At 63.5% G+C, this 24666-nt stretch carries 21 protein-coding genes; 15 read left to right on the top strand and 6 right to left on the bottom strand.

What is annotated here, in order from left to right; translation table 11 throughout:
• Positions 1–296: 296 nt before the first annotated feature.
• From JI59_RS14180 to galE, 7 genes are all read left to right on the top strand, one after another.
• Entirely contained in the window at positions 297–1256 is a 960-nt protein-coding gene (locus JI59_RS14180; RefSeq protein ID WP_038576225.1) for a glycosyltransferase family 2 protein, read from the top strand.
• The gene (locus tag JI59_RS14175; protein ID WP_007012010.1) at positions 1253–2221 is read left to right on the top strand and encodes a glycosyltransferase; all 969 of its coding nucleotides are present in this window, start codon (positions 1253–1255) and stop codon (positions 2219–2221) included. Before JI59_RS14180 ends, JI59_RS14175 begins: the two co-directional genes overlap by 4 nt.
• The gene (locus JI59_RS14170; RefSeq protein ID WP_007012011.1) at positions 2221–3357 is read left to right on the top strand and encodes an FAD-dependent oxidoreductase; all 1137 of its coding nucleotides are present in this window, start codon (positions 2221–2223) and stop codon (positions 3355–3357) included. The genes JI59_RS14175 and JI59_RS14170 overlap by 1 nt, the downstream gene beginning before the upstream one ends.
• Positions 3354–4115 carry a hypothetical protein gene (locus JI59_RS14165; RefSeq protein WP_238532476.1) on the top strand — a complete coding sequence of 254 codons (762 nt, stop codon included), beginning with the start codon at positions 3354–3356 and terminating at the stop codon, positions 4113–4115. Before JI59_RS14170 ends, JI59_RS14165 begins: the two co-directional genes overlap by 4 nt.
• Positions 4112–5305 carry a glycosyltransferase family 4 protein gene (locus JI59_RS14160; protein ID WP_007012013.1) on the top strand — a complete coding sequence of 398 codons (1194 nt, stop codon included), beginning with the start codon at positions 4112–4114 and terminating at the stop codon, positions 5303–5305. Before JI59_RS14165 ends, JI59_RS14160 begins: the two co-directional genes overlap by 4 nt.
• A 187-nt stretch (positions 5306–5492) precedes the next feature.
• Complete coding sequence (locus JI59_RS14155; RefSeq protein WP_007012014.1) at positions 5493–6470, top strand: UDP-glucuronic acid decarboxylase family protein; 978 nt, start codon at positions 5493–5495, stop codon at positions 6468–6470.
• Positions 6467–7498, top strand: a complete 1032-nt coding sequence (gene galE, locus JI59_RS14150; protein WP_007012015.1) for a UDP-glucose 4-epimerase GalE — start codon at positions 6467–6469, stop codon at positions 7496–7498. Before JI59_RS14155 ends, galE begins: the two co-directional genes overlap by 4 nt.
• Here galE and JI59_RS14145 read toward each other — a convergent pair.
• From JI59_RS14145 to JI59_RS14135, 3 genes are read right to left on the bottom strand one after another with little or no spacing between them, the layout of a single operon-like run.
• The gene (locus JI59_RS14145; RefSeq protein WP_007012016.1) at positions 7495–9288 is read right to left on the bottom strand and encodes an ABC transporter ATP-binding protein; all 1794 of its coding nucleotides are present in this window, start codon (positions 9286–9288) and stop codon (positions 7495–7497) included. The two genes, galE and JI59_RS14145, sit on opposite strands and share 4 nt — an antisense overlap.
• Complete coding sequence (locus JI59_RS25660) at positions 9272–11290, bottom strand: glycosyltransferase family 2 protein (RefSeq protein WP_007012017.1); 2019 nt, start codon at positions 11288–11290, stop codon at positions 9272–9274. The genes JI59_RS14145 and JI59_RS25660 overlap by 17 nt, the downstream gene beginning before the upstream one ends.
• Complete coding sequence (locus tag JI59_RS14135; RefSeq protein ID WP_007012018.1) at positions 11287–12441, bottom strand: glycosyltransferase family 2 protein; 1155 nt, start codon at positions 12439–12441, stop codon at positions 11287–11289. The genes JI59_RS25660 and JI59_RS14135 overlap by 4 nt, the downstream gene beginning before the upstream one ends.
• Positions 12442–12592: 151 nt before the next feature.
• Between JI59_RS14135 and JI59_RS14130 the strand changes: the two genes are divergently transcribed.
• A complete protein-coding gene (locus JI59_RS14130; protein ID WP_038577675.1) occupies positions 12593–13582 on the top strand; it encodes a glycosyltransferase family 2 protein in 990 nt (329 codons plus the stop codon).
• On the opposite strand, the gene JI59_RS14125 is transcribed toward JI59_RS14130, so the two are convergent.
• Positions 13543–14871 (bottom strand): glycosyltransferase, encoded by a 1329-nt coding sequence (locus JI59_RS14125; RefSeq protein ID WP_007012020.1) that lies wholly within the window; start codon positions 14869–14871, stop codon positions 13543–13545. The genes JI59_RS14130 and JI59_RS14125 overlap by 40 nt on opposite strands.
• 331 nt (positions 14872–15202) lie before the next feature.
• Here JI59_RS14125 and JI59_RS14120 point away from each other — a divergent pair, with 331 nt between their 5' ends.
• From JI59_RS14120 to JI59_RS14090, 7 genes are all read left to right on the top strand, one after another.
• Positions 15203–16513 carry a UDP-glucose dehydrogenase family protein gene (locus JI59_RS14120; protein WP_007012021.1) on the top strand — a complete coding sequence of 437 codons (1311 nt, stop codon included), beginning with the start codon at positions 15203–15205 and terminating at the stop codon, positions 16511–16513.
• Between the two features lie 240 nt (positions 16514–16753).
• Positions 16754–16948, top strand: a complete 195-nt coding sequence (locus tag JI59_RS14115; protein WP_007012022.1) for a hypothetical protein — start codon at positions 16754–16756, stop codon at positions 16946–16948.
• Between the two features lie 263 nt (positions 16949–17211).
• Positions 17212–18267, top strand: coding sequence for a hypothetical protein (locus JI59_RS14110; protein WP_007012023.1), 1056 nt, complete (start codon positions 17212–17214; stop codon positions 18265–18267).
• A 369-nt stretch (positions 18268–18636) separates the two neighbouring features.
• On the top strand, positions 18637–19791 hold the full coding sequence (locus JI59_RS14105) for a glycosyltransferase family 4 protein (RefSeq protein ID WP_038576221.1): 1155 nt from the start codon (positions 18637–18639) through the stop codon (positions 19789–19791).
• Entirely contained in the window at positions 19791–20996 is a 1206-nt protein-coding gene (locus JI59_RS14100; RefSeq protein ID WP_338042167.1) for a glycosyltransferase, read from the top strand. The genes JI59_RS14105 and JI59_RS14100 overlap by 1 nt, the downstream gene beginning before the upstream one ends.
• A gap of 64 nt (positions 20997–21060) precedes the next feature.
• Positions 21061–21600 (top strand): polysaccharide biosynthesis/export family protein, encoded by a 540-nt coding sequence (locus JI59_RS14095; RefSeq protein ID WP_239000564.1) that lies wholly within the window; start codon positions 21061–21063, stop codon positions 21598–21600.
• Positions 21601–21605: 5 nt separating this feature from the next.
• Positions 21606–22286, top strand: a complete 681-nt coding sequence (locus tag JI59_RS14090) for a serine O-acetyltransferase (protein ID WP_038576219.1) — start codon at positions 21606–21608, stop codon at positions 22284–22286.
• Positions 22287–22341: 55 nt separating this feature from the next.
• Here JI59_RS14090 and JI59_RS14085 read toward each other — a convergent pair whose 3' ends face one another.
• Both JI59_RS14085 and JI59_RS14080 read right to left on the bottom strand, forming a co-directional pair.
• A complete protein-coding gene (locus JI59_RS14085; RefSeq protein ID WP_007012028.1) occupies positions 22342–23670 on the bottom strand; it encodes an outer membrane beta-barrel protein in 1329 nt (442 codons plus the stop codon).
• A gap of 11 nt (positions 23671–23681) precedes the next feature.
• On the bottom strand, positions 23682–24656 hold the full coding sequence (locus tag JI59_RS14080) for a glycosyltransferase family 2 protein (RefSeq protein WP_007012029.1): 975 nt from the start codon (positions 24654–24656) through the stop codon (positions 23682–23684).
• Positions 24657–24666: the final 10 nt, after the last annotated feature.

Here is a 24666-nt window from a genome sequence, read left to right as displayed (position 1 = left end):
AGAACTAAAATTTCTACGATATAGAAAGACTTCACATCGTGAATGATTTTATAGAACCCATTCTGAGATTAAGAATGAAACATCGCGATTCATTACGATTCAGTTTTATTACGATTTACATAATCGACGAATTACAAAGCACATAGAAACCCGAATATGGCTAATGCATGTCTCAGGGTATATATCTTTAAGCAGGTTCCATAATATCAGAACAAGCTGATTGTTCGTTAGCCATACGCATATACCAACTCGGGTCGCAATTTATTCGCTGTTTCGAGTATTGGTGGGGGTAACGCATGGCTCTAGTCTCCGTCATCGTGCCGGTGTACGACGAAGAGGAGAATGTCGATCCGCTCTATCAGGCGGTTGACCGCGCATTGAGCGGCCGGGATTTCGATTTCGAGCTGGTGCTGGTCGACGACGGCAGCAAGGACCGGACATATGAACGCGCAGCGGCTCTGGTCGAGCGCGATCCGCGCGTGCGCGTCGTCAAGTTCCGTCGCAATTACGGCCAGACCGCGGCCATGGCCGCGGGCGTCGAAGTGGCGCGCGGCGACGTGCTGGTGACGATGGACGGCGATCTCCAGAACGATCCCGAGGACATTCCGCGCCTGCTCGAACAGATCGAGAAGGGCTTCGACATCGCCATAGGCTGGCGGCGCAAGCGCAAGGACGGCGGCGCCCGCGTCTTCATTTCCAAGATCGCCAACCGCATCATGACTTACATCATGGGCATCGCCGTGCGCGACAGCGGCTGCTCGCTCAAGGCCTATCGGGCCGAACTGATCAAGGGCATTCCCATGTACGGCGAGATGCACCGCTTCATTCCCGCCCTCTCGCAACTGGCGGGCGCGCGTCTGGTCGAACTGGAAGTGAACCATCGCCCCCGCCAGTTCGGCGTTTCCAAATACGGCTTTTCGCGGATCCAGAAAGTGATGCTCGATATCGTCACCATCCGCGTGCTGCTCAGCTATGCCCGCGCGCCGCTGACCTGGCACCTGAAGGTCGTCGGCCTCTCGTTTCTGCTCGATCTCCTGGCCTTCGGCTACGTCGTGTTCGGTCGGCCGGAAAGCCTGGTCGTGGCCGGCGGCATAGCCATGGTGCTCTTCTCGCTGACGCTTTTCCTCGTCGTGTGGGGACTGGCCGGCGGCCTGTTCGCCGCGGTCGAGCCCAACGTCAGCAGATATGCCGAAATCGCCGCCAAACTCTCTTCGCGGCTGACGCCGCTCAATCCTGCCTCACAGGAGGGACTATGAACACAATGGCCCCGCCGAATCTCACCATAGACATTTCCGTCATCATCCCTGTCATCGACCGCACGGAACCGGCCGAAGCCGTTTGGCGGGCTTACAACGACGTGCTGATGCAGACGAACAAGTCGTTCGAATTCATCTATGTCCTCGACGGCCCGTTCGAGGATTATGCCAAAGAACTGGACGCCATCGGCGAGCGGGGCTTCCCGCTGAACATCGTGCACTTCAATCGCTCCTTCGGGCAGGTCGCCTGCCTGCTGGAAGGCGTGCGCCACGCCAAGGGCGAGACGATCCTGATCCTCCCCGCATACCTGCAGACCGCGCCCGAAAGCCTGCCCGCCCTGCTCGACAAGCTGGAAAGCGCGGATGTCGTCGCCGCCTACCGCGACCGCACCGCAGACAATGTGCTGAGCCGCCTGCGTGGATGGAGCTTCGAGGCTCTGGCACGCATGGCCGGATCGCGCTTCAAGGATCCGGGCTGCGTCGTGCGCGCCTTCCACCGCCGCGTCTTCGACGACCTGCAGGTTCACCACGAGCAACACCCCTTCCTGCCGCTTCTGGCCGAAGGCATGGGCTACAAGGTCGAACAGGTCTGCCTGCCCCAGTCCCGTTCGGACCAGAAGATCCGCATGCACCGGGCGATCACCTATTTCAGCGTGTTTCTCGATCTCATCGCGCTGGGCTTCCTGACCCGCTTCATGCGCAAGCCCTTCCGTTTCTTCGGATCGGTGGGCGCGGGCTGCATCGCGATCGGCCTGGCCATGGGCATCTATATCCTCATCCAGCGCCAGACGGCGGGAATGGCACTGGCCGACCGCCCGGCCCTGCTTCTCACCGTGCTGATGATCGTGCTCGGCATCCAGATTGCGGCCGTGGGCCTGATCGCGGAAATCATCATCTTCACTCGCAATCCCAGCCGCAGCGCCTACAAGATAGAGAAGATCGTGACCCACCCGGACGAGGCTTGATGCATCAAAGCGATGTCGTGATTGTCGGAGCCGGAATGCAGGGAGCAACGATGGCGCTGGCCGCGGCACGCGCCGGACTGAGGCCTCTCGTGGTCGAACGCGGCAAGGTCGGCAGCGGGGCAACGGGCAACAGCTACGGCATCATCCATGGCGGCCTGCGCTACCTGCAGAGCCTGAGCGTCGGGCGCTGGCGGCGCTCGCGCCAGGCCCAGGCGTGGTTTCTCGACAACTACCCGGATCACGTTCGTCCGCTGGCCTGCGCGATGCCGCTCTATCGTCACACCCTGCGATCGCCGATGGCATTTCGCGCCGCATCCGCAATCGAGAGCTGCCTCTATCGCGGCACGGGCCTGTCCCGCCGCCTGCCCAGGCTTCAGCTTCTGGGGGCAGAGGAAATCGCGAGGGCCTATCCCCTGCCGCGGCGAGACCTGGCGGGCGCAGCCCTGTGGCATGACCTCGTGGCAGACGACATGGAAACGCTGCTGCGCAAGATCCTCGCCGATGCGGGCGCCAGCGGCGCGGCGCTGATGGAAGATACCGAAGCGGGCGAGCTGATCGTTGCCGACAACCGCGTGGTGGGCCTGAACGTCACCCATGCCGACGGGAGCATGGAGGAGATCGCAACCCCCCGCGTGGCAATCTGCGCCGGGTCGTGGTCTTCGCGCTGGCCGCAGGAGCCACAGGCCGCCACTGCGGCGACGCTCGCCTTCAATCTCGTCCTCGAGATACCGTTTCCGGGCGATGCGGCATTGGCCGTCTCCGAAACGCCGGGCAAGGGCCGCAGCTATTTTCTGCGCCCGCTGGAAGGCGGCACGTTTGCCGGCACCTACTATCGCCCCGCTCCCGGCGCGCGCGAGCCAAACGTCACTCCTGCGGATATCGCCGCCTTCCTCGAAGTGCTCGACCGGGCGCTTCCGGGCTATGGCATTGCAGAGGCGGGCGTACGCGCGGTCATGCCCGGGCTGCTTCCCGATACCGACGGGACCGGCCGGACCCTGAGCGCGGCCGACACGATTTCCACGCCGGGGCCTGCCGGCCTGAGCCAGGTTCTGGGCTCCAAGCTGACGACAGCTCCCTTGCTCAGCATGGATGCCGCGCGGCGACTCTGGCCGCAAGAGGCGCGGCGCGCGGCATGACTCGGCCAGAAGCGTCCCATCGCATTGCCGTGGACGCCCACGTCCACCTTCATGACGAAAACACGGCCCTTTCCGCGCTTGAAGCTGCCGCGCGCAGCTTCACGCAGGCGGCACCGCAGGCGCAGACTGGCGTATGCATGCTGGTCGAGCGCGAAGGCTTTGCGGTGTTCCAACATTTGCGCGGCCGGCTCTTGCAGACCGGGGAAGCCAATTCGCTCTGGCTTGACGAGAGCCGCCGCCTACTTGTCGTCGCAGGGCGACAGATCGTCAGCGCCGAGGGGCTGGAAATTCTCGGCCTCGGCTTTTCATCGACCGCACCGCTTGAGCGCAGGCCGGCGAGCGAGATCGTGGCGGCGATCCATGCCGCGCAGGCCTTGCCGGTCCTGCCCTGGGGCGTGGGCAAGTGGCTCGGCGCGCGCGGCCGCCTCGTCGATTCCCTGCTGCAAGAGGATCCAGCGCTGCTGCTGGGCGATAACGGCGGACGTCCCGGCTTCTGGAAGGTGCCTCGCTTTGCCCGGGATCGGCGCGTGCTCGCAGGGTCCGATCCCCTCCCCCTGCCCGGGTCGAGCGGGACCATCGGACGCTTCGGCTTCCTCCTCGACGGCCACCTCCCGGCCGAATGCCCGGCGACGTCCCTGATGCAGGCCCTGCGCGATCCTGCAACGACGTTGACCCCTTACGGCAGGCTGGCCCCTCCCGTGCGGTTCCTGCGCGACCAGATCCGCCTGCGCCTGCCCTTGCGCGAGGCGGCGCGATGAAAATCCTGTTCCTTGCGCCCCATCCCTTCTTCGTCGAACGCGGCACGCCGATTGCCGTGCGGCAGGCCGTGACCGTCCTGTGCGAACAGGGGCATGAGGTGGACCTACTGACCTACCACGAAGGCGCCGAGATAGAGATTCCGGGCGCCCGGATCCTGCGCATCCGACCCGGTTTCGGCATCAGCAATGTGCCCATCGGCTTTTCCGCCAAGAAGCTTGTATGCGACGCGTGGCTGGCAGCAGCAGCGCTGCGACAAGTGCGGCAATGCGACTACGACGTCGTCCATGCCGTGGAGGAAGCCGTGTTCATCGCCCTGGCCTGCCGCGCCGCAAGCAAGTTCAAGGTCGTCTACGACATGGACTCGCTCATGCCGGACCAGATCGCGGAGAAGTGGCCTGCCGCGCGCGTCCTGCTGCCGCCGCTGCAATGGTTTGAGCGCCAGGCGATCCGGCGCGCCGATCTCGTCCTGCCGGTCTGCCAGGCGATTGCCGACAGGGCCGCGAAAGCAACGGCCCCGGCAAAGGTCCACCTCCTGCCCGATGTTGCATTCGCGCCGGACGCGCCGGATGGTTGCGAGGTCGAGGACCTGCGCGCCCTGTTCGACAGTCCTGCCCCCCTCGCGCTCTACGTCGGCAATCTGGAGCGCTACCAGGGGATCGACCTGTTGCTCGAGGCCTTTCGCCAGTTGCGTCCCGAGGATGCCTGCAACCTGGCAGTGATCGGCGGCTCGCCGGAGATGGTCTCGAGCTACCGTGCGAAGACCGGCGGCCTCGCGATTGCCGAACGGATACGTTTCCTCGGCCAGCGCAACCTCGACGCGCTGGGAACCTATCTCGCGCAGGCCGACATCCTGTGTTCGCCGCGCCTGAAGGGCGTCAACACGCCGATGAAAGTCTATGGCTACATGGCATCGGGACGCGCCATCCTGGCAACGGACATTCTCAGCCACAGCCAGGTTCTCGACGCCGGGTGCGCAGTGCTTGCCCAGCCCGATCCGCAGGCCCTGGCCGAGGGGCTGCGTGTCCTGATCCGGGACGTTGACTTTCGGTCGCAGCTGGGCTCGAACGCTGCAAGGAAGGCCAGCGAACTTTATGGGCCAAGCGCATTCGCCAAGCGCTTGCAACGCGCTTATGCGACCTTGGAAGATTCGCAGACCGAAAGGATGCCGGGCTCTGCAGCATTCAGATAGTCGCGCCCAGGCTTCGTTCTAACGGACTACTCCCAAGTAACTTGCGCAGGTCCCCGTCAGTTACCTTAATTTAACAACCACTTGCCGGGTTGGGCAACATCCAGCAGCTTTGCTCGTTAGACAGTTGCTGCGCTTGACTTGAGCGGTTGAAGTTTGACGTGCGCCCGGCGGGCGACGACGGAGGTACATGGCGAAACGTCAATTGGCGCGCAGGAAGCGGGTTCTCGTAACCGGCGGCGCCGGGTTTCTGGGATCGTTCCTGTGCGAGAGGCTCCTGTCGCTCGACCATGAGGTCGTGTGCGTCGACAACTTCTTCACCGGCACGCGCGACAACATTGCGCAGATGTTCGGCAATCACCGCTTCGAGATCCTGCGGCACGACGTCACTTTCCCGCTCTATGTGGAAGTGGACGAGATCTACAATCTCGCCTGCCCGGCAAGCCCGATCCACTACCAGCACGATCCGGTCCAGACGACCAAGACCAGCGTCCACGGCGCGATCAACATGCTCGGCCTCGCCAAGCGCACCGGCGCGCGGATCCTCCAGGCCTCTACTTCCGAGATCTACGGCGATCCCGAGGTGCACCCCCAGCGCGAAGACTATTGGGGCCGGGTCAATCCCATCGGCCCGCGCTCATGCTACGACGAGGGCAAGCGCTGCGCCGAGACGCTGTTCTTCGATTACCGCCGCCAGCACCAGTTGCCGATCAAGGTGGCGCGCATCTTCAATACCTACGGCCCGCGCATGCAGCCCGACGACGGCCGCGTCGTATCGAACTTCATTCTGCAGGCACTGCGCGATGAGCCGATCACGATCTATGGCGATGGGCGGCAGACCCGCTCGTTCTGCTTCGTCGACGACCTGATCGACGGGTTGATCGCACTGATGGATACGCCCGACGATTTCGCCGGCCCGGTCAACCTCGGCAACCCGGTCGAATTCACGATGCTCGAGCTCGCGCGCAATGTGATCGATCTGACCGGCAGCGCCTCGACGCTGGACTATCGCCCGCTGCCGCAGGACGATCCGCGCCAGCGCCAGCCGGACATTACGCTGGCCCGCGAAAAGCTGGGCTGGGAACCCTCCGTGCCGCTCAAGGACGGCCTCGCCCGAACCATCGAGTATTTCCGCGACCTCATCGAAGCAGGACTGATACCGGCATGACCCCCGGAAAATCCGACAGTAAATCCCGAGGCACGATCCTCGTCACCGGCGGCGCCGGGTACGTCGGGTCGCATTGCTGCAAGGCCTTCGCCCAAGCGGGCTGGCAGGTGGTGACCTACGACAACCTCTCGCGCGGCCATGCCGACGCGGTGCGCTGGGGACCGCTGGTCGTCGGCGACATCCTCGATGCAGACGCGCTCGATGCCGCATTCGCGCAGTACAAGCCCGATCTCGTGGGACACTTTGCCGCCTTCGCCTATGTCGAGGAATCGGTGCGCAAGCCCGAACTGTACTATCACAACAACAGCATCGGCAGCTTCACCCTGCTGGACCGGATGCGCGCGGCGGGAATCGACAAGCTCATCTTTTCGAGCACTTGCGCAAGCTATGGCGTCCCGACCCGGGTTCCGATCGACGAGGCGCATCCGCAGTCCCCGATCAATCCTTATGGCTGGTCGAAGTTCATGGTCGAACGCATGTTGTCCGACTACGCCTCGGCCCACGGGCTGGACAGTGTAGCGCTGCGCTACTTCAATGCCGCCGGCTGCGATCCCGACGGCGAAATCGGCGAGTGCCACGATCCGGAGACCCACGCGATCCCGCTGGCTATCGAAGGGGCACTGGCCGCAGACCGGCCTTTCACCGTGTTCGGGACCGATTTCGACACGCGCGACGGCAGCGCGGTGCGTGACTACATCCACGTATCCGATCTGGCCGCGGCCCATGTGCTCGCCGGGGAATGGATCATGGATCGCAAGGGCTTCCACCCCTTCAACCTGGGCACCGGCAATGGCACGACCGTGCTGGAAATCGCCGAAGCCGTGGCGCGCATCTGCGGGGTCGATCGCCCGGCGCAACTCGGCCCGCGCCGCGCCGGCGATCCGCCGGTGCTGATTGCCGATGCCGCCAAGGCGCGCGAAGAACTGGGCTGGATTCCGCGGCACTCGGACATCGATACGATCGTGCGCACCGCCGTCGCCTGGTATCGCAAGTTTGCCGACAGGACCCTGGAGAAAGCGCCCGCCTAGCCCAGCGCGGCAACAGATCCGTCCGCGTGGGGTCCGAAGACTTCGGCTGGCGTACCCTCGGCCAGAACCCGGCCATTGCCGATGCGCACGACGTGATCGACATTGCGCACGGTTTCGAGCCGGTGGGTGATGATCAGCACGGTCCGCCCGGCAAAGCGCTGCTCGAGACAAGTGCGCACACGCGCTTCAAGGGCCGTATCGAGCGCGCTGGTCGCCTCGTCGAGGATGAGGATGCCCGGATCGCGCAGGATGGCGCGGGCAAGGCCGACGCGCTGGCGCTCGCCGCCCGAGAGGTTCAGGCCCTGCTGCCCGATCCAGTCGCGGTCGCCGTATTCGAGCCCGGCAAGCATGTCGGCCAGGCCCGACAGTGCGTAGGCATCGGCCAGCGCAGCCCGGTTCGCGTCCGAGCGGGCCATCAGCACATTGTCGCGCACCGTACCTTCGACCAGATCGATGTCCTGCCCGGCCACGGCAATCGCGCGCAGCCAGTCCTCGCGCCGGATCGCTGCAATGTCCGTCTCGTCGAGCAGGATCTGCCCCGATTCCGGGCGGTAAAGACGCAGCAGCAGGTTGACGATCGTCGTCTTTCCCGAACCGCTGGCGCCGACCAGCGCCGTCGTGCGCCCGGCGGGAACGGTGAAGCTGACGTGGTCGAGCGCCTCTTTCTCATCATAGCCGAACGCGACATCGCGAAAGGCGATGGACTGGAATGTCTCGGGCATCGGCAGCGAGCCGGGATCGGGGTAGGTCTTGCCCTCCGGCCCGATCATGCGCCGCACCGACTGCAGCTGCGGCGCCGACTGGGCGAGGAACAGCGAATTGCTGGCGAATTCCTGCAAGTGCGGCTGAAGGCGGTAGAGCAGCGCAACGATGGTCAGGGTCGCGTGGAAATCGACCTTGAGCGCGCCGGCCCCGCCCACGATCAGGCAGATGATCGCGAGATAGCCGATCTCGGTTGCCGGACGGATCGCCGCAGACAGGCGCTCCATGCGCGCCAGGCTCTCGCGCGCCGAGGCCGAGGATTTGACGAAAGCCGCGTTCTGCGCCTTCTCGCGGCCATAGGCGCGGATCGCGCGCATGCCCTGCAGGGTCATCAGCATCAGCCCGCCCATCGACTGGTGCTCTGCCTTCACCGATGCGCCAAGCTGCGCCACCGGCCGCGACAACCGCTCGAGAAAGAACGATACGGCGCCTGCGCAGATAAAGGCGATCAGGGTGATCCGCCAGGACAGCATGAACAGGAAGAAGGCGAAGACCGCCGCCGCGCAGATGTTGATGATGAGGCGGGTAAAGGCGTTGTAGGCCGCGGCGATGCCCCAGCTGTCGGTGCCCAGCACTTCCATCAGCTCGGCCTGCTCGTGGCGGCGGATGAAGTCGTAGGAGACGCCCAGGTACTCGCTGTGGATCGCGTTGCGGGCGCTTTCACTGATCCGCGCGCCCAGCCCCTGCGCAATGCGGTTGTAGAAATAGGCGATGACGCCGCGCATGACGATCAGGGCAAAGATCGCCGTCGCAAGTTCTGCAGGGCCGCCCAGCCATTCGAGGATCGAGGCGGCCGCCTGCCCGAAATCGCGGGCTACCGTACCGGTATCGTCGAGCTGGCCGAAAGCGGCGTAGAGAAACACGATGATCAGGCTGATGCCCGCGGTCTCCGCCAGCGAGGCGACCAGCCCCATGATGACGAGCAGGGGCGCGGCCCGCTTCGCCGCCGGGGCGATAGCGAGGAGTGCATTGAGGTCCCTGAGAGCGGCAATCCGGCCGCCGGCCCCGGTGTCAGCTTCCTTGCCCATAGCCCTCCTCACAGGAGCCTATCACGAACCGCACCGGAACATGGCCTTGCCTGCGCCGCGATCCTCCCGAGAAACGCTGGCGCCTGCCGCGCACCAGCGCGCGCGGCACCCTGGTCAATAGCACGCCCAGCGCCGCGAAGGGAGCTTGCGCCAGGAATTCCGGCAACAATTTCACCATGGAGCGAAAATCCCCCCGCTCTGCCGCCGCCAACAGGCTCCACTCGAGGTAGAACTTGCGCCCTTTCAGGATTTCCCTGCGGTACTGCGGGTAGCGTGCGGCCATTTCGGCCGCGACCAGATCGAAGGAGCGCAACATGCGCAACATGTCGCTGGACATGTTGCCGTCCATGACGCGATACCCCGTCAACGGCTCGGGCACGAGCGCAAAACGAAACTTCTCGGCGATGCGGAAATAGATCGCGAGGTCCTCGCACCCCTGCGCCCCGCGTTCGTGCAGCGAGGAGTCGAAGCCGCCGGCATATTCCAGCGCCTCGCGGGTCATCAGCGCGGCGCTGCCGTTGCCGACGAAATTGCCGTGCATGATCGCGTGGAGCACATCCCCTTCTGCCCGTGGTCGGTGACTGAGGCTGGTGACGCGGCCTTCCTCGTCGATCCGCGCATACCAGGTATAGGCTAGCCCCGCCCTTTCCCCGGCCGCCTTGAGCGCCGCGAGCTGCCGCTCGATCTTGGTCGGCGCCCACAGGTCGTCGGCATCGACGAAGGCGATCAGGTCCGAAGCCGCACACTTCCAGCCACGATTGCGCGCGGCGGCGACCCCGGCATTATCCTGCTGCATCAGCGCGATGCGCGGATCTTCGGCAGCGAATTTCAGGACCTGCGCAGCCGTGGCATCGGGCGAACCGTCGTCGACGACCACGATCTCCAGCGCGCGGTGGCTTTGCGTCATCACGCTTTGGAGGGTCTCCGCGATGAACCCGTCAGCCTTGTAGGCGGGAATGACGACGCTCACGAGTTCGGTAAGACGGCCCGGCACAATGCCCAGCATCTGCGCGACGGCATCGACGACGGAGTGCTGCGATTGCGCGGCGATTCTGCCCTGCAGCAAGTGGGCAAGGCTGACGGAGACCTGCGGCCAGTGGGGCACCAGTTCACCCGGCGTGCGGCAGGCACCGCTGCAGAAGGCCTCGAGGATCATCCTCGCGGCGCTCGCCACGTCTCGCGGTCCGAGCGCAATCTGCGGAAAGTCGCGCAGGTCGTTGCGCCAGGCACGACCCTGCCCGGCGGCAACGGCGGCGCACCATAGCTCGAACCAAGCAAAGCTCGTGGATGCGGCCTCGGCCGATAATCCCGCTTCGAAGCAACCCCTGGCGATCACTCTTTGCGCATCGCCGAAAAGCTGCACGAGATCGGTAGAGAGCGAACCCGGTCGCAGGCGATAGCGGGCGTGGAGATCGCGGATCGGCACGAAGGCGCAGCCGGACAGCGCCAGTCGCTGCCACATGTCCCAGTCCTCGCAGGTCCTGAACGCCGTATCGAAGCCGCCCAGCCGCTCCACCGGATCGCGCCGGAGCAAGACCCCGTGCGGGGCCAGCGGATTGCGCCTGCTGAAAGTGCCCACCGGATCGACCGCGATGGCGGGATCGAAGCGGGGCATGAAGCCCTTGCCTGCCGGCGTGACGCGCAGATAACCGCAGAAGCTGGCATCCGCAGCCTGATCTCTCTCGAGGCCAATGGAAAGCCACTTGAGATGATCGGGCGCGATCCAGTCGTCGGAATCGATGAAGAACAGCGCATTGCCGCGAGCATGGCGCAGACCTTCGTTGCGCGCGGCGGCAAGACCCAGCCCGCCGGTCTCGACCATCGCCAGCCGGGGGTCGCGATCGCAGTAACGCCCCGCAATCGCGCCGGTCGCATCGCTCGAACCGTCATTGACGATCACCGCGTGCCAGTCGTGCATCTCCTGCGCAAGCAGGCTGTCGAGCGTCCGGGCCAGCGTATCTTCTGCATCGCGGGCCGGAATGATGACCGATACCGCGCTCACGGCTGCGGCGCCTTGCGATGGCGCCAGTAGTAGATCAGCCCGGCGACATAGCCGGAAATCTCCTGGCGCAGGAACCGGTTGTCCGGCCGCTCGCCCCGGACCAAGCGGCGCAACGCTCGTCCGGCGTAATAGCGCGGCATGATCGCAAAGGCCCGGCGCAGGTTCCCGCGATTGCCGGTGCGCTCGTGCTGGACCATCAGGGCCGCCGCATGGCCGCGCATGTAGTGGTAGATCTGCGAAGCGAGCCCGGCGATCTCGCGCCGGTGGACGTGAAAGGCCACTGCCGCGGGGTCGTAAACGCACACGCCGCCATGGCTGAGGATGCGGTGCCAGTACTCGGAATCGCCCGAACAGCCCGCCGCGCCGACATCGAGGCGCTCGTCGAAATAGCCCGCGATCTCGAACGCGCGGCGGTGAAAGGCCATGCTGGCCCCGGCCCCGATCGTCCAGACTTCGCTGCCGGTCTGGCGATCCATCGCAAAGAAGTTCTCATCGAAGCGGCGCGGCAGATAGCCCTGTCCGAAGCTCCAATGCGTCTCGAACAGGATCTGCGCTTCCGTCTCCAGTTCGGCGGGAAGCACTAGGCCGGTCACCGCCATGGCATCACCGGCCTCAAGGGCCAGCGTCAGGCGCTCCAGCCAGCGGGGATGGAGCCGCACATCATCGTCGGTATAGGCGATGACCGGGGAACGTGCCCGGCGCGCGCCGCTGTTGCGGGCAATGTCGAGCCCAGGCCGGTCCTCCCGCACATAGACAACGCCCGCTTCCTGCGCGACCTGACGGGTGCGATCGTCCACCGAAGCATTGTCGACGACGATCACTTCGGCGGGCCGGTAGCTCTGGTGCACCAGCGAGGCGAGGCATTCGCGCAGGACATCGGGCCGGTCGCGCGTACAGATCACCACCGAGGCATCGAGAGTCGGGCGGAGAAGATCGGCGGCCATGTCCCTCGCCCGCACGAGGGCGGGCGAAGTAGTGAATGCCTGCCAGTGGCGTTCCAGGTCAATTCGCTCGCCGGGGCGCCCCTCGTCGATGACCTGCCCCACCGGCATGTCCTGCCACCAGAACACAAGGAGCGTGCGAGCCGTCTCGCGGACGGGCGCAGGCGGCATGGCCGATGCGTCTATGTGCTCGATGGCGATGCGGGACATCTCAGGCGGACTTTCTGCTGCAATGCGGCGACAATGCTGAAACGCGTCGATCAGACAATCCCGCGAAGCGTCCGCTGGTTCCGAATTCGGGCCGGACAGTGCTTTCGCCCGCGAAGATGTTCAGGCAGACTGGTTTTCGAAGCCAATGGAGATGTGCTTGGAACCTGCCGGCAGCGAAACCGTATCCGTCATCGTACCGGCCTATAACGCAGCCCGGACGATCGGCGAGACGCTGCGCAGCGTCACGGCACAGACCCATCGCGAACTCGAAATCGTGGTCGTCGACGACGGATCGGCGGACGACACGCCCGCCATCGTACAGGGCCTTGCGGCGCGCGATCCGCGCATCCGCCTGCTGCGCCAGGCCAATGCCGGTGTCGCCGCTGCCCGCAACGCCGGGATCGCGGCCTCGACCGGCCGGTTCATCGCGCCGGTCGACGCGGACGACCTGTGGCATCCGGCCAAGATCGAACGGCAGCTGGCCGTGTTCCGCCAGGGCGGGGAGCGGATGGGCCTCGTCTATACCTGGTTCGCGCTGATCGACGGCAAGTCCCAGGTCGTGCAGCTGCGCCACCGGCCCTGTCACGAAGGTGACGTGCTGGCCCCCCTCGCCTTTCACAACTTCATCGGCAATGGCTCTTCCGCGCTGATCCGGCGCTCCGCGTTCGACAGGACCGGCGGCTACGACACCACCCTGCGCGCGCGCGGCGGGCAAGGGTGCGAGGACTGGAAGCTCTATTTCGAGATCGCCGAACATCACCACTTCGGCTTCGTTCCCGAGCCGCTGACCGGCTATCGCGACCTTCCCGACAACATGTCGAGCGATGTCCTGCAGATGCTGCGCTCGCGCGACTTGTGCACGGAGGACCTGCTGCCGCGCCACCCGGAGCTTGCAAAGGCGTTCCAGTCGGGCCGCAATCGCCTGAGCCGCCTGCTGTTCCACCGTGCCATTCGCCTCGGCCGCACGAAGGAAGTCATCCGGCTGGCCGAGGCGATCGGGCGCTACGACCCGGCCTTCCTCGCCGTAGTCATCGCTTCGCTGCCGCTTTCCGCCGCGAAAGGCGTGGTCGGGCGTCTGCTGCCCGCGGGAGGCTACCAGGGTCATTCGAACACTGCCTTCGCCCGGCTCGACCCGCTGTAGGGCGATGGAGCGCTGCGGCCCTGCGCGATCACTTCGGCAAACAGGTCGGTCAGGAGTTCAAGGTGCCGCTCGGCAGAATACTGCGCCTTGGCCTTGAGCGGCCCCGCAGTGCGCAGGCGCCGATCCAGCGACGGATCTTGCATCAGGCGCGCGATGCAGTCGGCCAAGTCCGCTGCATTGCCGGTCTCGAACAGCAGGCCGTCCTCGCCATCCGTGATCGCCGCCGATAGCGAACCCAGATTGGAAGCAATCACCGGCACGCCGGCGCTGATGCTTTCCAGATAGAAGTTCGGCAGGTTCTCGAACCAGACCGAGGGGATGATCGAGGCCGTTGCACTGCCCAGCAGGCCCGCCACTTCCTCGGCCGCGACCGGGCGTTCGAAACGGATGCAATCGGCAAGGCCGGCGCGCTCGACATGCCGCACCAGCGCCTTGTGGTAATTCTCGTACTGCGCGCCGCCGACGATGCGAAGCCGCGGCGGCGAGCCCGAACGCCGCTTCAAGATCGCCATCGCTTCGATCAGCGTTTCCAGGCCCTTCGACGGATCCAGGCGCCCGGCATAGAGCAGGTACTTCCCCGGATCGCCCGCGCGGGGCGCAAAGATCTCCTCATCGGCGAAAGTGGGGATGCAGGCCAGCCGCGCAGGATCGTAGCCGCCCCGGACCATGAAGTCGGTCAGGAACGGGTTGGTCGTTACAAACCGGTCGATCAGATCGAAATAGCCCTGCCGGCGATGGTACCATGTCGCCGCGGCATCCAGCGCCGATATCACCCGGCTGCCATGCACGCATCCGTGCACGACGCCGGGTAAAAGGCGACCGCCCAGGCATTTGGTGCAGCTCTCCCCGTTGCGCAGGAAATGGTGCTCGGCGCACAGGTATCCGTAATCGGACACGCGCACCACGATCGGCACCCCGGCATTGTGCAGCGCAACAAGAACGGAAGGCGACAGCTTGCGCAGGAACAGGATCAGGTAGGCAGCGTCGGGCCGGAAGTCCTCTATCAGCCGCGCAAGGTCGCGCTCCACCTCGCGCGAATAGAACAGGCGGCCGAGACTGCGCCCGACCGACCCGGGATCAGTGCGATGCTCGTCGAAGTAGACCTGATCCGCCCTGCCGATGGGCCTGGTGAAATAGGAAGACCACGGACTGCTTCGGTTCTGCTCGTAATCGATCGAGAAGACAGCGGTCTCGTGCCCCGCGCGTTGCAGAACCCTCTCGATGTTGAACAGGTAACGCTCCGCGCCGCTTGCCACGAAATAGCGGTGATTGATCAGCAGAAGCCGCAAGTCTTGATCCCAGGCACGCCCACGCAGGAGCCATCCATATCGTGGCGCAAATTACAGTTAACAATACCGAAACCTTGACTTCGGCAATCCCCCAAAAGGCGGAGGACGAACACGGACAGCCCCGTTGTCCCGGGACGGAACAGCGAGGCTGTCATGAAGTTAACGCAAGTCCTGGCCGGCCGCCCGTGCGTTCGCCGTTGCTTTGCAACAGGTCGTCCATTCTTTTTTGCAGTTGCGAATTCAGAGGTGGAAATTCCTCGCGAACTTCGCATAGATAAACGGCGAAGGGTTCACCCCGATCTCCCGAAAATTTGCAAATGGTGGCACTGACATGAAGATTGCGATGGTTGGATCCGGCTATGTCGGTCTGGTTTCCGGCGCCTGCTTCGCCGATTTCGGCCACGACGTGGTCTGCATCGACAAGGATCAGTCCAAGATCGACCGGCTCCATGCCGGCATCATGCCGATCTATGAGCCGGGCCTCGACGCTCTGGTCGAAAACAACGTGAAGGCCGGCCGGCTTTCCTTCACCACTGACCTCGCCGAAGGCATCAAGGACGCCAGCGCTATCTTCATCGCCGTCGGCACGCCCTCGCGGCGCGGCGACGGCCATGCCGACCTCTCCTTCGTCTACGCCGTCGCGCGCGAAGTGGGTGAAAGCCTGTCGAACGACGCGGTGATCGTCACCAAGTCCACCGTTCCCGTCGGCACCGGCGACGAAGTCGAGCGCATCCTCAAGGAAAGCGGCACCAAGCACCGCGTCGCCGTCGTCTCCAACCCGGAATTCCTTCGCGAAGGCGCGGCCATCGGCGACTTCAAGCGCCCCGACCGCATCGTCATCGGTGCCGAGGACGATTTCGGCCGCGAGGTCATGCAGGAAGTCTACCGCCCGCTGTTCCTCAACGAATCGCCGATCCTGTTCGTCAGCCGGCGCTCGGCGGAGATCACGAAGTACGCCGCCAACGCGTTCCTTGCGACCAAGATCACCTTCATCAACGAGATCGCCGATCTTTGCGAGAAGGTGGGCGGCAACGTCCAGGACGTCGCACGCGGCATCGGCCTCGACAACCGCATCGGCTCGAAGTTCCTGCATGCGGGCCCCGGCTACGGCGGCTCGTGCTTCCCGAAGGACACCCTCGCGCTGCTCAAGACCGCCGAGGACTACGACAGTCCCCTGCGCATCGTGGAAGCGGTCGCCAAGGTCAACGACAGCCGCAAGCGGGCGATGGGCCGCAAGGTCATCGAAGCGCTCGGTGGACTGGACGCCGCCCGCGGCAAGCGCGTCGCCATGCTCGGCCTGACCTTCAAGCCGAACACCGACGACATGCGCGACAGCCCCTCGATCGCGATTGCGCAGGCCCTCGCCGATTCCGGGGTCAGCGTAATCGCCTACGACCCGGAAGGCATGGAACTCGCCAAGCCGCTGATGCCCGAAGTGCAGATGGTCGATAATTCCTACGAGGCGATTGAAGGCGCCGATGCCGTGGTGATCGTAACCGAATGGGATGCATTCCGTGCGCTCGACCTCGAGCGGGTCAAGCAGCTCGCCAAGGCGCCCGTGCTGGTCGACCTACGCAACATCTACAAGCCGGACTTCGCCGAAGCCGCCGGTTTCACTTACTATTCGATCGGCCGGGCCTGATCACGGGAGGGGCAAAGGCCCCGACAAGATAGACTGCTTCGGGCATGGCTCGCTGCAAGGCGTGCTGTGCCCGAATTGCTTTTACACGCCAGGAAACAGCCGGATCGAACCAAAAAATTCTTGATAAGTCCAACTCCATCTTAGTCTAATGATAAGAACGTGTTAATAAGATGGAGGTAGTCCGTTCCAGACTAAGGCTGAATTGCAGCCTGAGCGAGACTACAGGATGCGAGGGTCGCAATGAACAAGGGAACCGGACTGGCAAGGTCGACTGCTACGAGAACGACCGACCAGGTCGTCGGCGAAGCGCTGCACCTCGCAGGCTCCGCAGTCGTGACTGCGGGGGTTGCCGCCGTTCTGGTTGTTGTTGCCGTTCCTGCGACTCTCGGCGTGGGCATCGCCGCCGGCTGGAAGGCCATGCGCAAACGTCGCTGACATCTGCATGGTGCACCGATCCGGCTGCGGCTGAAAAGGCAAATCGCTGGATTCGTTGCCGAGCTAACCCCCGAAAGCCAACATCTGGCCGCGCCTCTGCTTCGACTGGTCAATTTTTAACGTATCTCGACGTCACCCGGGTTGCGCTCCCGGCAGGCTATCGTCACCTTCCCGACTGCACGAGGTCGGGCTCGCAGGTATTGCCTGCATGACACATGCGCCCCCGGCCTCTCCATCCATCCTTGGCCGCCGGGAAACTCACGATGCAATCGAAGCTCACGCGCCGCTACGTCGTAACCACAGCCATTACCGCGTCGACGGGGATCACTGCGCTGGTCCTTTCCCGCTCTTCATCAGCGGGCGCATCTACCGTGATCAGCGGCAAGACCTTCCAGGGCAATCGCGCCGCCGACGGCGTTAAGGGCGATGGTGGCGAAGGGCTGCGCGCCCAATCGAACTCGCTCATCCAGAACTGCAAGTTTCTCGACCTGGGCAATGGCGGCGTACGCGTACGCATGCCGGTCGACAATCTGTCCATCGAAAGTTGCTCGGCGAACAATCTCTACCGCTTTTTGGAGGTAACCAGTTCGGACAAGAGTGTCCCGGCAAACCTCACCAATTTCGTCGTGCGTTCAGTCACGGCCCGCGATGTCGACCGAACGATGACCCGCATCCGCTACGGTTCGCATAACGGCAGGATCGAGGACGTGAAGGCCTTCGGCAGTTCGCGGTGCGATCTTTACTGCGTGGGCTACCAGCTCGACGGCACCGCCCATGACATCACTTACACGCGGGTGGAAGCGCATGACTTCCGGGAAGCCTCGCGACCCAAGGACAAGTACTGGAATGGCGATGGCTTCTCCGATGAACGTGGCAACCATGGCATTCGCTACATCTCATGCGTCGCCACCGGCTGCAGCGACGGCGGCTTCGACCTCAAGTCGGCGGACGTGCGCCTCGAAAACTGCATCGCCCGTGCGAACAAGCGCAACTACCGCCTGTGGAACAGCGGCGAACTTCTGCGCTGCACCAGCGTAGACCCGCGCCATTACGGCGGCACGGGCGGCAAGTCGCATTTCTCCTTCCACGGCGGCGTGAAGCGCTACGTCATCGACCAGCCGGTGGTGAAAGCATCGCCAGGAAACTCGGCCCCGGTCTTTTTCTTCGCGACCAAGGAGCCGATGCACCTCGAAATCCGAAATGCGACCATAGACGCACCCGATGCCCCGCTCATTCGGGTCGAAGGCCCCGAACCAGTGATCACGTGGGTCCCGGAACGGAATTCACAAAAAATCAGGGTGAAGCGCAACCGCGCCTGAAATCGATTGTTATACAATCTGGCAAACCTGTCGCAGCCGGCCTCACCCCCTATCGCCTGTTAGCTACCTTGTGAAATTACCTTAACTCGGACGGCGTACGATATAGCGAGGCTAAAACCCGACGAGAGGACTGCTGCAGCGCACAATAGGCGTTCAAGTACCCCTTGAGGCAAGCTATCATTCGCTCCGACAGACAGCTATCGTCCGCTTAGTATTGAAGTACTTGGTACTGAGTCGATGAGAATAAAGGTGGAACAACGTCGTCGCACCGGAGCAACTTACCCCTTTTGGAGTAAGTCTTTGGTCTGATGCTCTAAACTTCAGGTAATAGAGCTGTGGCGGTGGATGCACTCGAACAGGGCAGACGCCATGAAAATATTCGTTACCGGCCTTCGGGGGATGCCTCGTGTCATGGGCGGGATTGAGAGTCACTGCGAAGAATTGTTGCCGCGCATCAAGGCGACCAACAACGACTTCGACCTCAATGTCCTGTGCCGAGGCCCTTACGTCGATGCCGAGCGGCGCAGTTTCGAAGGCGTCACGCTGACGCCGCTGCCCGCGCCCCGCTCACGCTCGTTCGAAGCGATCGTCGCCACGTTCGTTGCGACGCTTTATGCCTGGTTCAACAAGGCTAACGTCCTTCACATCCATGGCATCGGCCCGGCGCTCATGACGCCCCTTGCCCGCATCCTCGGCCTCAAGGTGATCGTGACCCACCACGGCGCAGACTACGAGCGCGCGAAATGGGGAAAGATGGCCAAGATGATCCTGCGCATAGGCGAACGGTCGGGATTGATCTGGGCCGATCGCGTGATCGCGATCTCGCCTTCCCTGGCCGACCGCCTGCGCGAGATCTTCCCTTCGCAGGCGCACAAGGTTTCCTACATCCCCAACGGCACGCCCAAGCTGCCTTCCGATGGGGTCGAGGCCGCCCAGGTGCATGACGCGCTTGGCCTCACCGGCAAGAAATATGCGGTCGCGGTCGGTCGCCTGGTCCCGGAAAAAGGCCTGCACGACCTTGTCCTGGCGTTCCAGTCGGCGGATCTGGGCGATGACTGGGTCCTGGCCATTGCCGGCGATGCCGATCACGATTCCGACTATGCGCGAGAGCTGCGCTCGCATGAGAGCGAGCGGATTCGCTTTCTCGGCTTCCAGACGCGGCCGGTCCTCAAATGCCTTTACGAGAACTGCGCCCTGTTCGTGATGCCCTCCTACCATGAAGGCCTGCCGATCGCCGCGCTCGAAGCCGCTTCGTGCGAAGCGCCGATGCTGCTCAGCAACATCGAGGCCAATCGCGATCTTGGTCTGAGCGACGATTGCTACTTCCCGGTTGGCGATGTCGGACGGCTTTCCAGCCTGCTGGCAACCAATCACAAGGCCCGGAGTTCTGACTCGCGAACGGTCAAGAAGCGGTTCGATTGGGACGCTGCGGCATTCAAGACCGCTGCGCTATATCGATCGGTTGCAGCAATTCCCAACGATGCGGTCAGCATCGCAAGATCGGCTTCGCGTACCGCCAAATAATGATGATGTCAGGCCCTGTACCAAAGAAGAAAGCCGTGTTCGTGATCAATTCCCTCGCCGGCGGCGGGGCGGAAAGGATCATGACAACCTTGCTGCGCGCCTCCGGCCCCTGGCGGGAGCGCTACGACATATTGCTGGTCCTTCTCGACAAGGAGCCCGACGCCTACGCTGTGCCCGACTGGATCGAAGTGATTCAGCTCGACTGCCGAGGCAGGTTCCTGCCCAGCATCGTGGCACTTCGCAGCCTCTACGCGCGAATACGCCCAGATGTGACGCTCAGTTTCCTGTCACGCGCCAATGTCAGCAACATTGTGGCCACGAAGGGCCTGCCGACCGGCTGCATTATCAGCGAACGCGTCAACAGCACCGCCCACTTCGGCGGACGACTGCGCTCGCTGGCCAGCCGGCTGTTGTTGCGCCTTACCTACCCCCGGGCCGATCACGTCATCGCCGTGTCCGACGGCGTCGCGCAGGATCTGCATGACAATTTCGCCGTTCCACAAGACCGGGTGTCCATCATCTTCAACCCCGTCGACCACGACCTGATCGAGGAACTGGGTGCGCGGGAACCAGCGATCGCTATCGACGGCGAATACATCGCTGCGACCGGTCGGCTTGTCCCGAACAAGAATTTCACGATGTTGATCGATGCTTTCGCGCAGTCCGGGCTGCCAGGAAAGCTCGTAATCCTGGGCGAAGGCCCCGAACGGTCGAAACTGGAAGCGCAGATCGCAGAACTCGGCCTCGAAGGCCGTGTCCACCTGCCCGGTTTCATCGACAATCCCTTCTCCGTGCTCAAGCGGGCAACGCTCTTCGCTCTGCCCTCGAACGCGGAAGGCTTCCCCAACGGCATGGTCGAGGCCATGGCCTGCGGTCTGCCCGTCGTGACCACGAACTGCCCGTCCGGTCCATCGGAGATCCTCCTCAATAGACCGAGAGACGAAAGCGAGGGCATGATACAGTGCGCTGCCGGCGTGGTCGTTCCGACCAACGACACCGCGGCATTCGCACAGGCCCTGCGCCTGGTCTACGAACCCGCCTTGCGCAGAGCGAAAGGCGCAACCGCCGCGTCCATAACGCACAAGTTCGATATTATGCAGACAACCGGCAGCTACTGGGAGATCATCGACAGATTGGCCGCAACCCGGCGCAAATCCGTCACGGCGCATCGCCCCAAGATAGCTGCAAGCAGTCAGACTTCATGAAAACGGCGTAAGCAGCAGACAACAGACAATGGGGCGAACGATGGCCAAGACATGGTTTCAGGTTTTGACACTCACTCTTGCGCTGACCGCTGTCAGTGCACCGAATCCAGTCATCGCCGGCGAAAAGCCGCGCGAAAGCAGGGACGTGGAACTCCAGCTTGCACCCGGGGACACGATCAAGGTTACCACTTACGGGTTACCGGCCCTGAGCGGGGACTTCGTGATCTCCTCGGAAGGTACGATCGCCTTCCCGCTTGTCGGCAACGTCAAGGCGGCGGGCGTCAAGCCGTCGGCCATCCAGGAGACGATCATGGCCGGCCTCGCCAGCGGCTATGTGACAGAGCCGAGCGTCGCCGTCGAAGTCGGCAGCTATCGCCCGATCTATATCCTGGGCGAAGTCGGCAAGCCGGGCGAGTACCCCTACTCCTTGGGATTAACCATTAGGGATGCCGTCGCGAAGGCCGGCGGCTTCACCTACCGTGCGAACGAAAAGCGAGTCTATATCAAGGGCGCCGGGGAGGAAGACGAACACCCCTACAAGCTGACCGCGGGCATTCCCGTAGCGCCCGGCGACACGATCCGCATCGGGGAGCGTTACTTTTGAATGACATGTCTCGCCTGCAACCGGCGAAGCTGAGTGAAAACCATCAGCGCGGTTGCGCCCGTTCGTTCAGGGAACTGCGCCTGCTGCTGACGGCAGACCTCTATCGCTACGGCGGGCGCACCGATGCCAAGGCATTCTGGCGGCACTTCCTGTTCACGCCAGGCTACAAGTACACCGTGCAAATGCGCACTTGCGGCTACCTGAAAACCAGGCGCTTCAAGGCGTTCGGTCTCTATCCGCTGTCCAAGTGGATACTGCTGCGCTCTCGCTACAAATACGGCATTGCCATTCCCGAATACACGGTGATCGGCCCCGGCCTGTTCATCAATCGGTTCGGCGGCATATACATCAACGGCGATGCCGTGATCGGCGCCAATGCCAACCTGACCCATGGCATGATGCTGGGGCAGGCCAACCGCGGTTCGCGAGCCGGTTCGCCGGTGCTGGGAGACCGCGTGTTCATCGGGGCCGGGGCAAAGATCATCGGCCACATCCATCTGGGCGACGACTGCGCCATCGGCGCCAATGCCGTGGTTACGAAATCGGTCCCCGAAAAGGGCGTAGTCGGCGGCAATCCGGGCCAGTTGATCTCTGAAAAAGGATCGGAAGGCTACGTCAACCGCCTCGTGCCCGAAAACCTGCTGCGCCGCTGCCGCGAGGCTGCCGCCGTCCGCGCGCAGGCCTGACTTGCCCAGGGCCGCCGTCTCGATGGCAGCGCGCCCTGACAATGCCCCCGTTCGTCTAGAGCCCCTTGAACAGGATTCCGAAGGTCACGCGATTTTCGCTGAAATCCCGTCCGCTCGCGACGCCCGAGCTATCCTGACCGCGATGGCTGAACCCGGCCTGCAGGGACCAGCGCGGGCTCAATAGCCAGGTCGCCTTGACCTGCCCGGTAAAGCGATTGTCAGTGCGGTCGACGCCGTTGTAATTGCGGTTCTCGTTCCCCGCCTCGAGGTGGAAGATCAGGTTGCGCTTCAATTCGTAATCGGCCTGGAGCGTGGCGGTCGTCTTCACGTAGCCACCCGCCTGCCGTACGCCGGTATCGCTGGCGGTCCGGTCGATCTTTGCCGTCAATGTAACCAGCGGCGTCACGTAATAGGCCAGTTCACCGCGCAGGAGCAGGCCCTTGTTGTCACTGAAAGCCGGATCCTTGTAGTTCTGGCGCAGATACCCGGCGCGCAGCGTTCCGCGCATCAGTTTGCCAACGGCGAAGTTGGCACCCAGCGCCAGCTCATATCCGGTGGAGTCGCGCGCCGGAACAGGACCGATCCGCGTCCGGTAGTCGCGCTTGTTGGCGGAGCCGGCCGCGAATATCGCGAAGTTCGGGCTCATCGTATATTGCGCGATCAAACCGCCCGTATAGACCGAGCGATCGCGAAAGCTCTGATCGACGATTTCGCCGAGGTTATTGAAGTTGTCGCGATAAGTCAGCCGTTGGTAATCGGCCGTCGCCTGCAAGCTGACGCGGTTGAAGCTGTGCCGGATATCGGCATAGCCTTCAGTCAGTTTGAAACGGTTCGGCCTGACAATTCCGGTCGGCGAGTCAGGCGATGAACGCTGCTCCGAATTGCGCGAATGCAGGACATTTGCCTGAAAGGTGGTCGTGCTTCCAACCTGGTATTGCAAGCCGCCCCTGAACGCATAGTCGTTGGTGTTTTCGGACGTCAGACTGAAGAAGCGCGTTGCTTCGTATTCACCTGCGAGCGACCACGCGAAGTCTTCGGATGGCCGCGAGATCGACAGGCGGGGACGGATTGTGACATTGACGTCGCTGATTCGGTTGTCTTCCCGCGCATAGACGTTGTCCTCGAACTCGGAATTGACCGAAACCTGCGGCATGATCTGCAGCGAACCCGCCTGGATCGGCACCGCGGCATATTCCGGCCGCGAACGTCCGGTCACACTTTCCGGTTGGTCCTCGTCCAGCGGATTGTCACTGGCGCCCAAGGTCCCGAGCTTGCTGAACGGGTCATACCTCTGCGCCATCGCCGGCACGGTCGTCACCCCGAAGGCGACCATGGGAATGCACGCCCCCGAAATCGCGCGCGCGATCACATGGGTCGCGGACATCGATCTTCTGTTCATACGGTCTGCCCTGCCCCGATATGTTTCGCCCGAACTGATTTGATCAACTGATAGGCCGATTTGCGCAAGGACGCGGGCGTCCAGCGGGTGACGGCCAGTAACGCCAGAGTGCCCCAGCCCTCAGGCAGGGCCACATCGCGCAAGGGAATGCGGATACGGCTGTCCAGCTTGAGCGAATAGCGCGTGTAGTGCGCGATTTCCTGATTGATAAGGAGACGCAAGAGGCGCTTCTCCCGCGGCCCCGCCCCTGAGAGCATCGCCCGCGCCGTATCGATCAGACAGGGCGTCGAAAGCGTGTTCGTCGACTTGCTGACCTTGTTGGTGGAATCGCGGCTGAAGTCGGCGGTGAACCGGGCATCGTAGGTAAAGACAGAATGGCGCATGGCCCTGAGCCAAAGATCCTTGTCGCCGCCGCGCACGGCGCGCCCCTCCGGAAAGAGACCGGCTTCGAGCAAGAGGTCGCGCCGCAAGGCGATCGCGCCGGTCCACATCGGGCATTCGCGCACTTCCAGCCATGCTTCGAGGAACTGCGCAAAGTCCAGAACAGCCCCGTTTTCCAAAGCCCGGGCGATGCGCTGGGGCTGGCTGTGGGTTTCGAATACGTGATTGAAGCGGGTTGCCGCGACACCGGCCGCAGGAGCCCTGGCGATGGCCCCTGCGAGCACCTCGAGATGATCCTCGTGCCAGAAATCGTCGGCATCGAGAAAAGCGATCCAGTCGCCCCGCGCCTCACGAATGGCGAGGTTTCGTGCGGCATAGCCACCCGGTCCGGGTCGGTCGCGGTCAAAAATACGCACGCGTTCGTCATCGATGGCCGCCACGATTTCGCGGCTGCCATCGGTCGAGCAGTCGTTGACCACGATCACTTCGAACGGTGGCAGGCTCTGCTTCAGCGCGCTCTCGATCGAGGCCGCGACATGATCGGCCTTGTTGTAGAGCGGTAATACCACAGAGAACTTGGGAGACGTCATTCAGAACCCC

Source organism: Novosphingobium pentaromativorans US6-1, assembly GCF_000767465.1.
Classification (GTDB): domain Bacteria; phylum Pseudomonadota; class Alphaproteobacteria; order Sphingomonadales; family Sphingomonadaceae; genus Novosphingobium; species Novosphingobium pentaromativorans.
Note: the sequence above shows the minus strand (reverse complement) of the source record. Positions and strands in the feature narration are given on the sequence as shown.

Excerpts from the sequence above, each read along its gene's own strand:
- JI59_RS14155 (WP_007012014.1), top strand. The coding sequence starts at position 5,493 with ATGGCGAAACGTCAATTGGCGCGCAGGAAGCGGGTTCTCGTAACCGGC.
- galE (WP_007012015.1), top strand. The coding sequence starts at position 6,467 with ATGACCCCCGGAAAATCCGACAGTAAATCCCGAGGCACGATCCTCGTC.
- JI59_RS14170 (WP_007012011.1), top strand. The coding sequence starts at position 2,221 with ATGCATCAAAGCGATGTCGTGATTGTCGGAGCCGGAATGCAGGGAGCA.
- JI59_RS14105 (WP_038576221.1), top strand. The coding sequence starts at position 18,637 with ATGAAAATATTCGTTACCGGCCTTCGGGGGATGCCTCGTGTCATGGGC.
- JI59_RS14115 (WP_007012022.1), top strand. The coding sequence starts at position 16,754 with ATGAACAAGGGAACCGGACTGGCAAGGTCGACTGCTACGAGAACGACC.
- JI59_RS14180 (WP_038576225.1), top strand. The coding sequence starts at position 297 with ATGGCTCTAGTCTCCGTCATCGTGCCGGTGTACGACGAAGAGGAGAAT.
- JI59_RS14130 (WP_038577675.1), top strand. The coding sequence starts at position 12,593 with ATGTGCTTGGAACCTGCCGGCAGCGAAACCGTATCCGTCATCGTACCG.
- JI59_RS14175 (WP_007012010.1), top strand. The coding sequence starts at position 1,253 with ATGAACACAATGGCCCCGCCGAATCTCACCATAGACATTTCCGTCATC.
- JI59_RS14110 (WP_007012023.1), top strand. The coding sequence starts at position 17,212 with ATGCAATCGAAGCTCACGCGCCGCTACGTCGTAACCACAGCCATTACC.
- JI59_RS14080 (WP_007012029.1), bottom strand. The coding sequence starts at position 24,656 with ATGACGTCTCCCAAGTTCTCTGTGGTATTACCGCTCTACAACAAGGCC.
- JI59_RS14145 (WP_007012016.1), bottom strand. The coding sequence starts at position 9,288 with ATGGGCAAGGAAGCTGACACCGGGGCCGGCGGCCGGATTGCCGCTCTC.
- JI59_RS14135 (WP_007012018.1), bottom strand. The coding sequence starts at position 12,441 with ATGTCCCGCATCGCCATCGAGCACATAGACGCATCGGCCATGCCGCCT.
- JI59_RS14085 (WP_007012028.1), bottom strand. The coding sequence starts at position 23,670 with ATGTCCGCGACCCATGTGATCGCGCGCGCGATTTCGGGGGCGTGCATT.
- JI59_RS14090 (WP_038576219.1), top strand. The coding sequence starts at position 21,606 with ATGTCTCGCCTGCAACCGGCGAAGCTGAGTGAAAACCATCAGCGCGGT.
- JI59_RS14120 (WP_007012021.1), top strand. The coding sequence starts at position 15,203 with ATGAAGATTGCGATGGTTGGATCCGGCTATGTCGGTCTGGTTTCCGGC.
- JI59_RS14165 (WP_238532476.1), top strand. The coding sequence starts at position 3,354 with ATGACTCGGCCAGAAGCGTCCCATCGCATTGCCGTGGACGCCCACGTC.
- JI59_RS14160 (WP_007012013.1), top strand. The coding sequence starts at position 4,112 with ATGAAAATCCTGTTCCTTGCGCCCCATCCCTTCTTCGTCGAACGCGGC.
- JI59_RS14100 (WP_338042167.1), top strand. The coding sequence starts at position 19,791 with ATGATGATGTCAGGCCCTGTACCAAAGAAGAAAGCCGTGTTCGTGATC.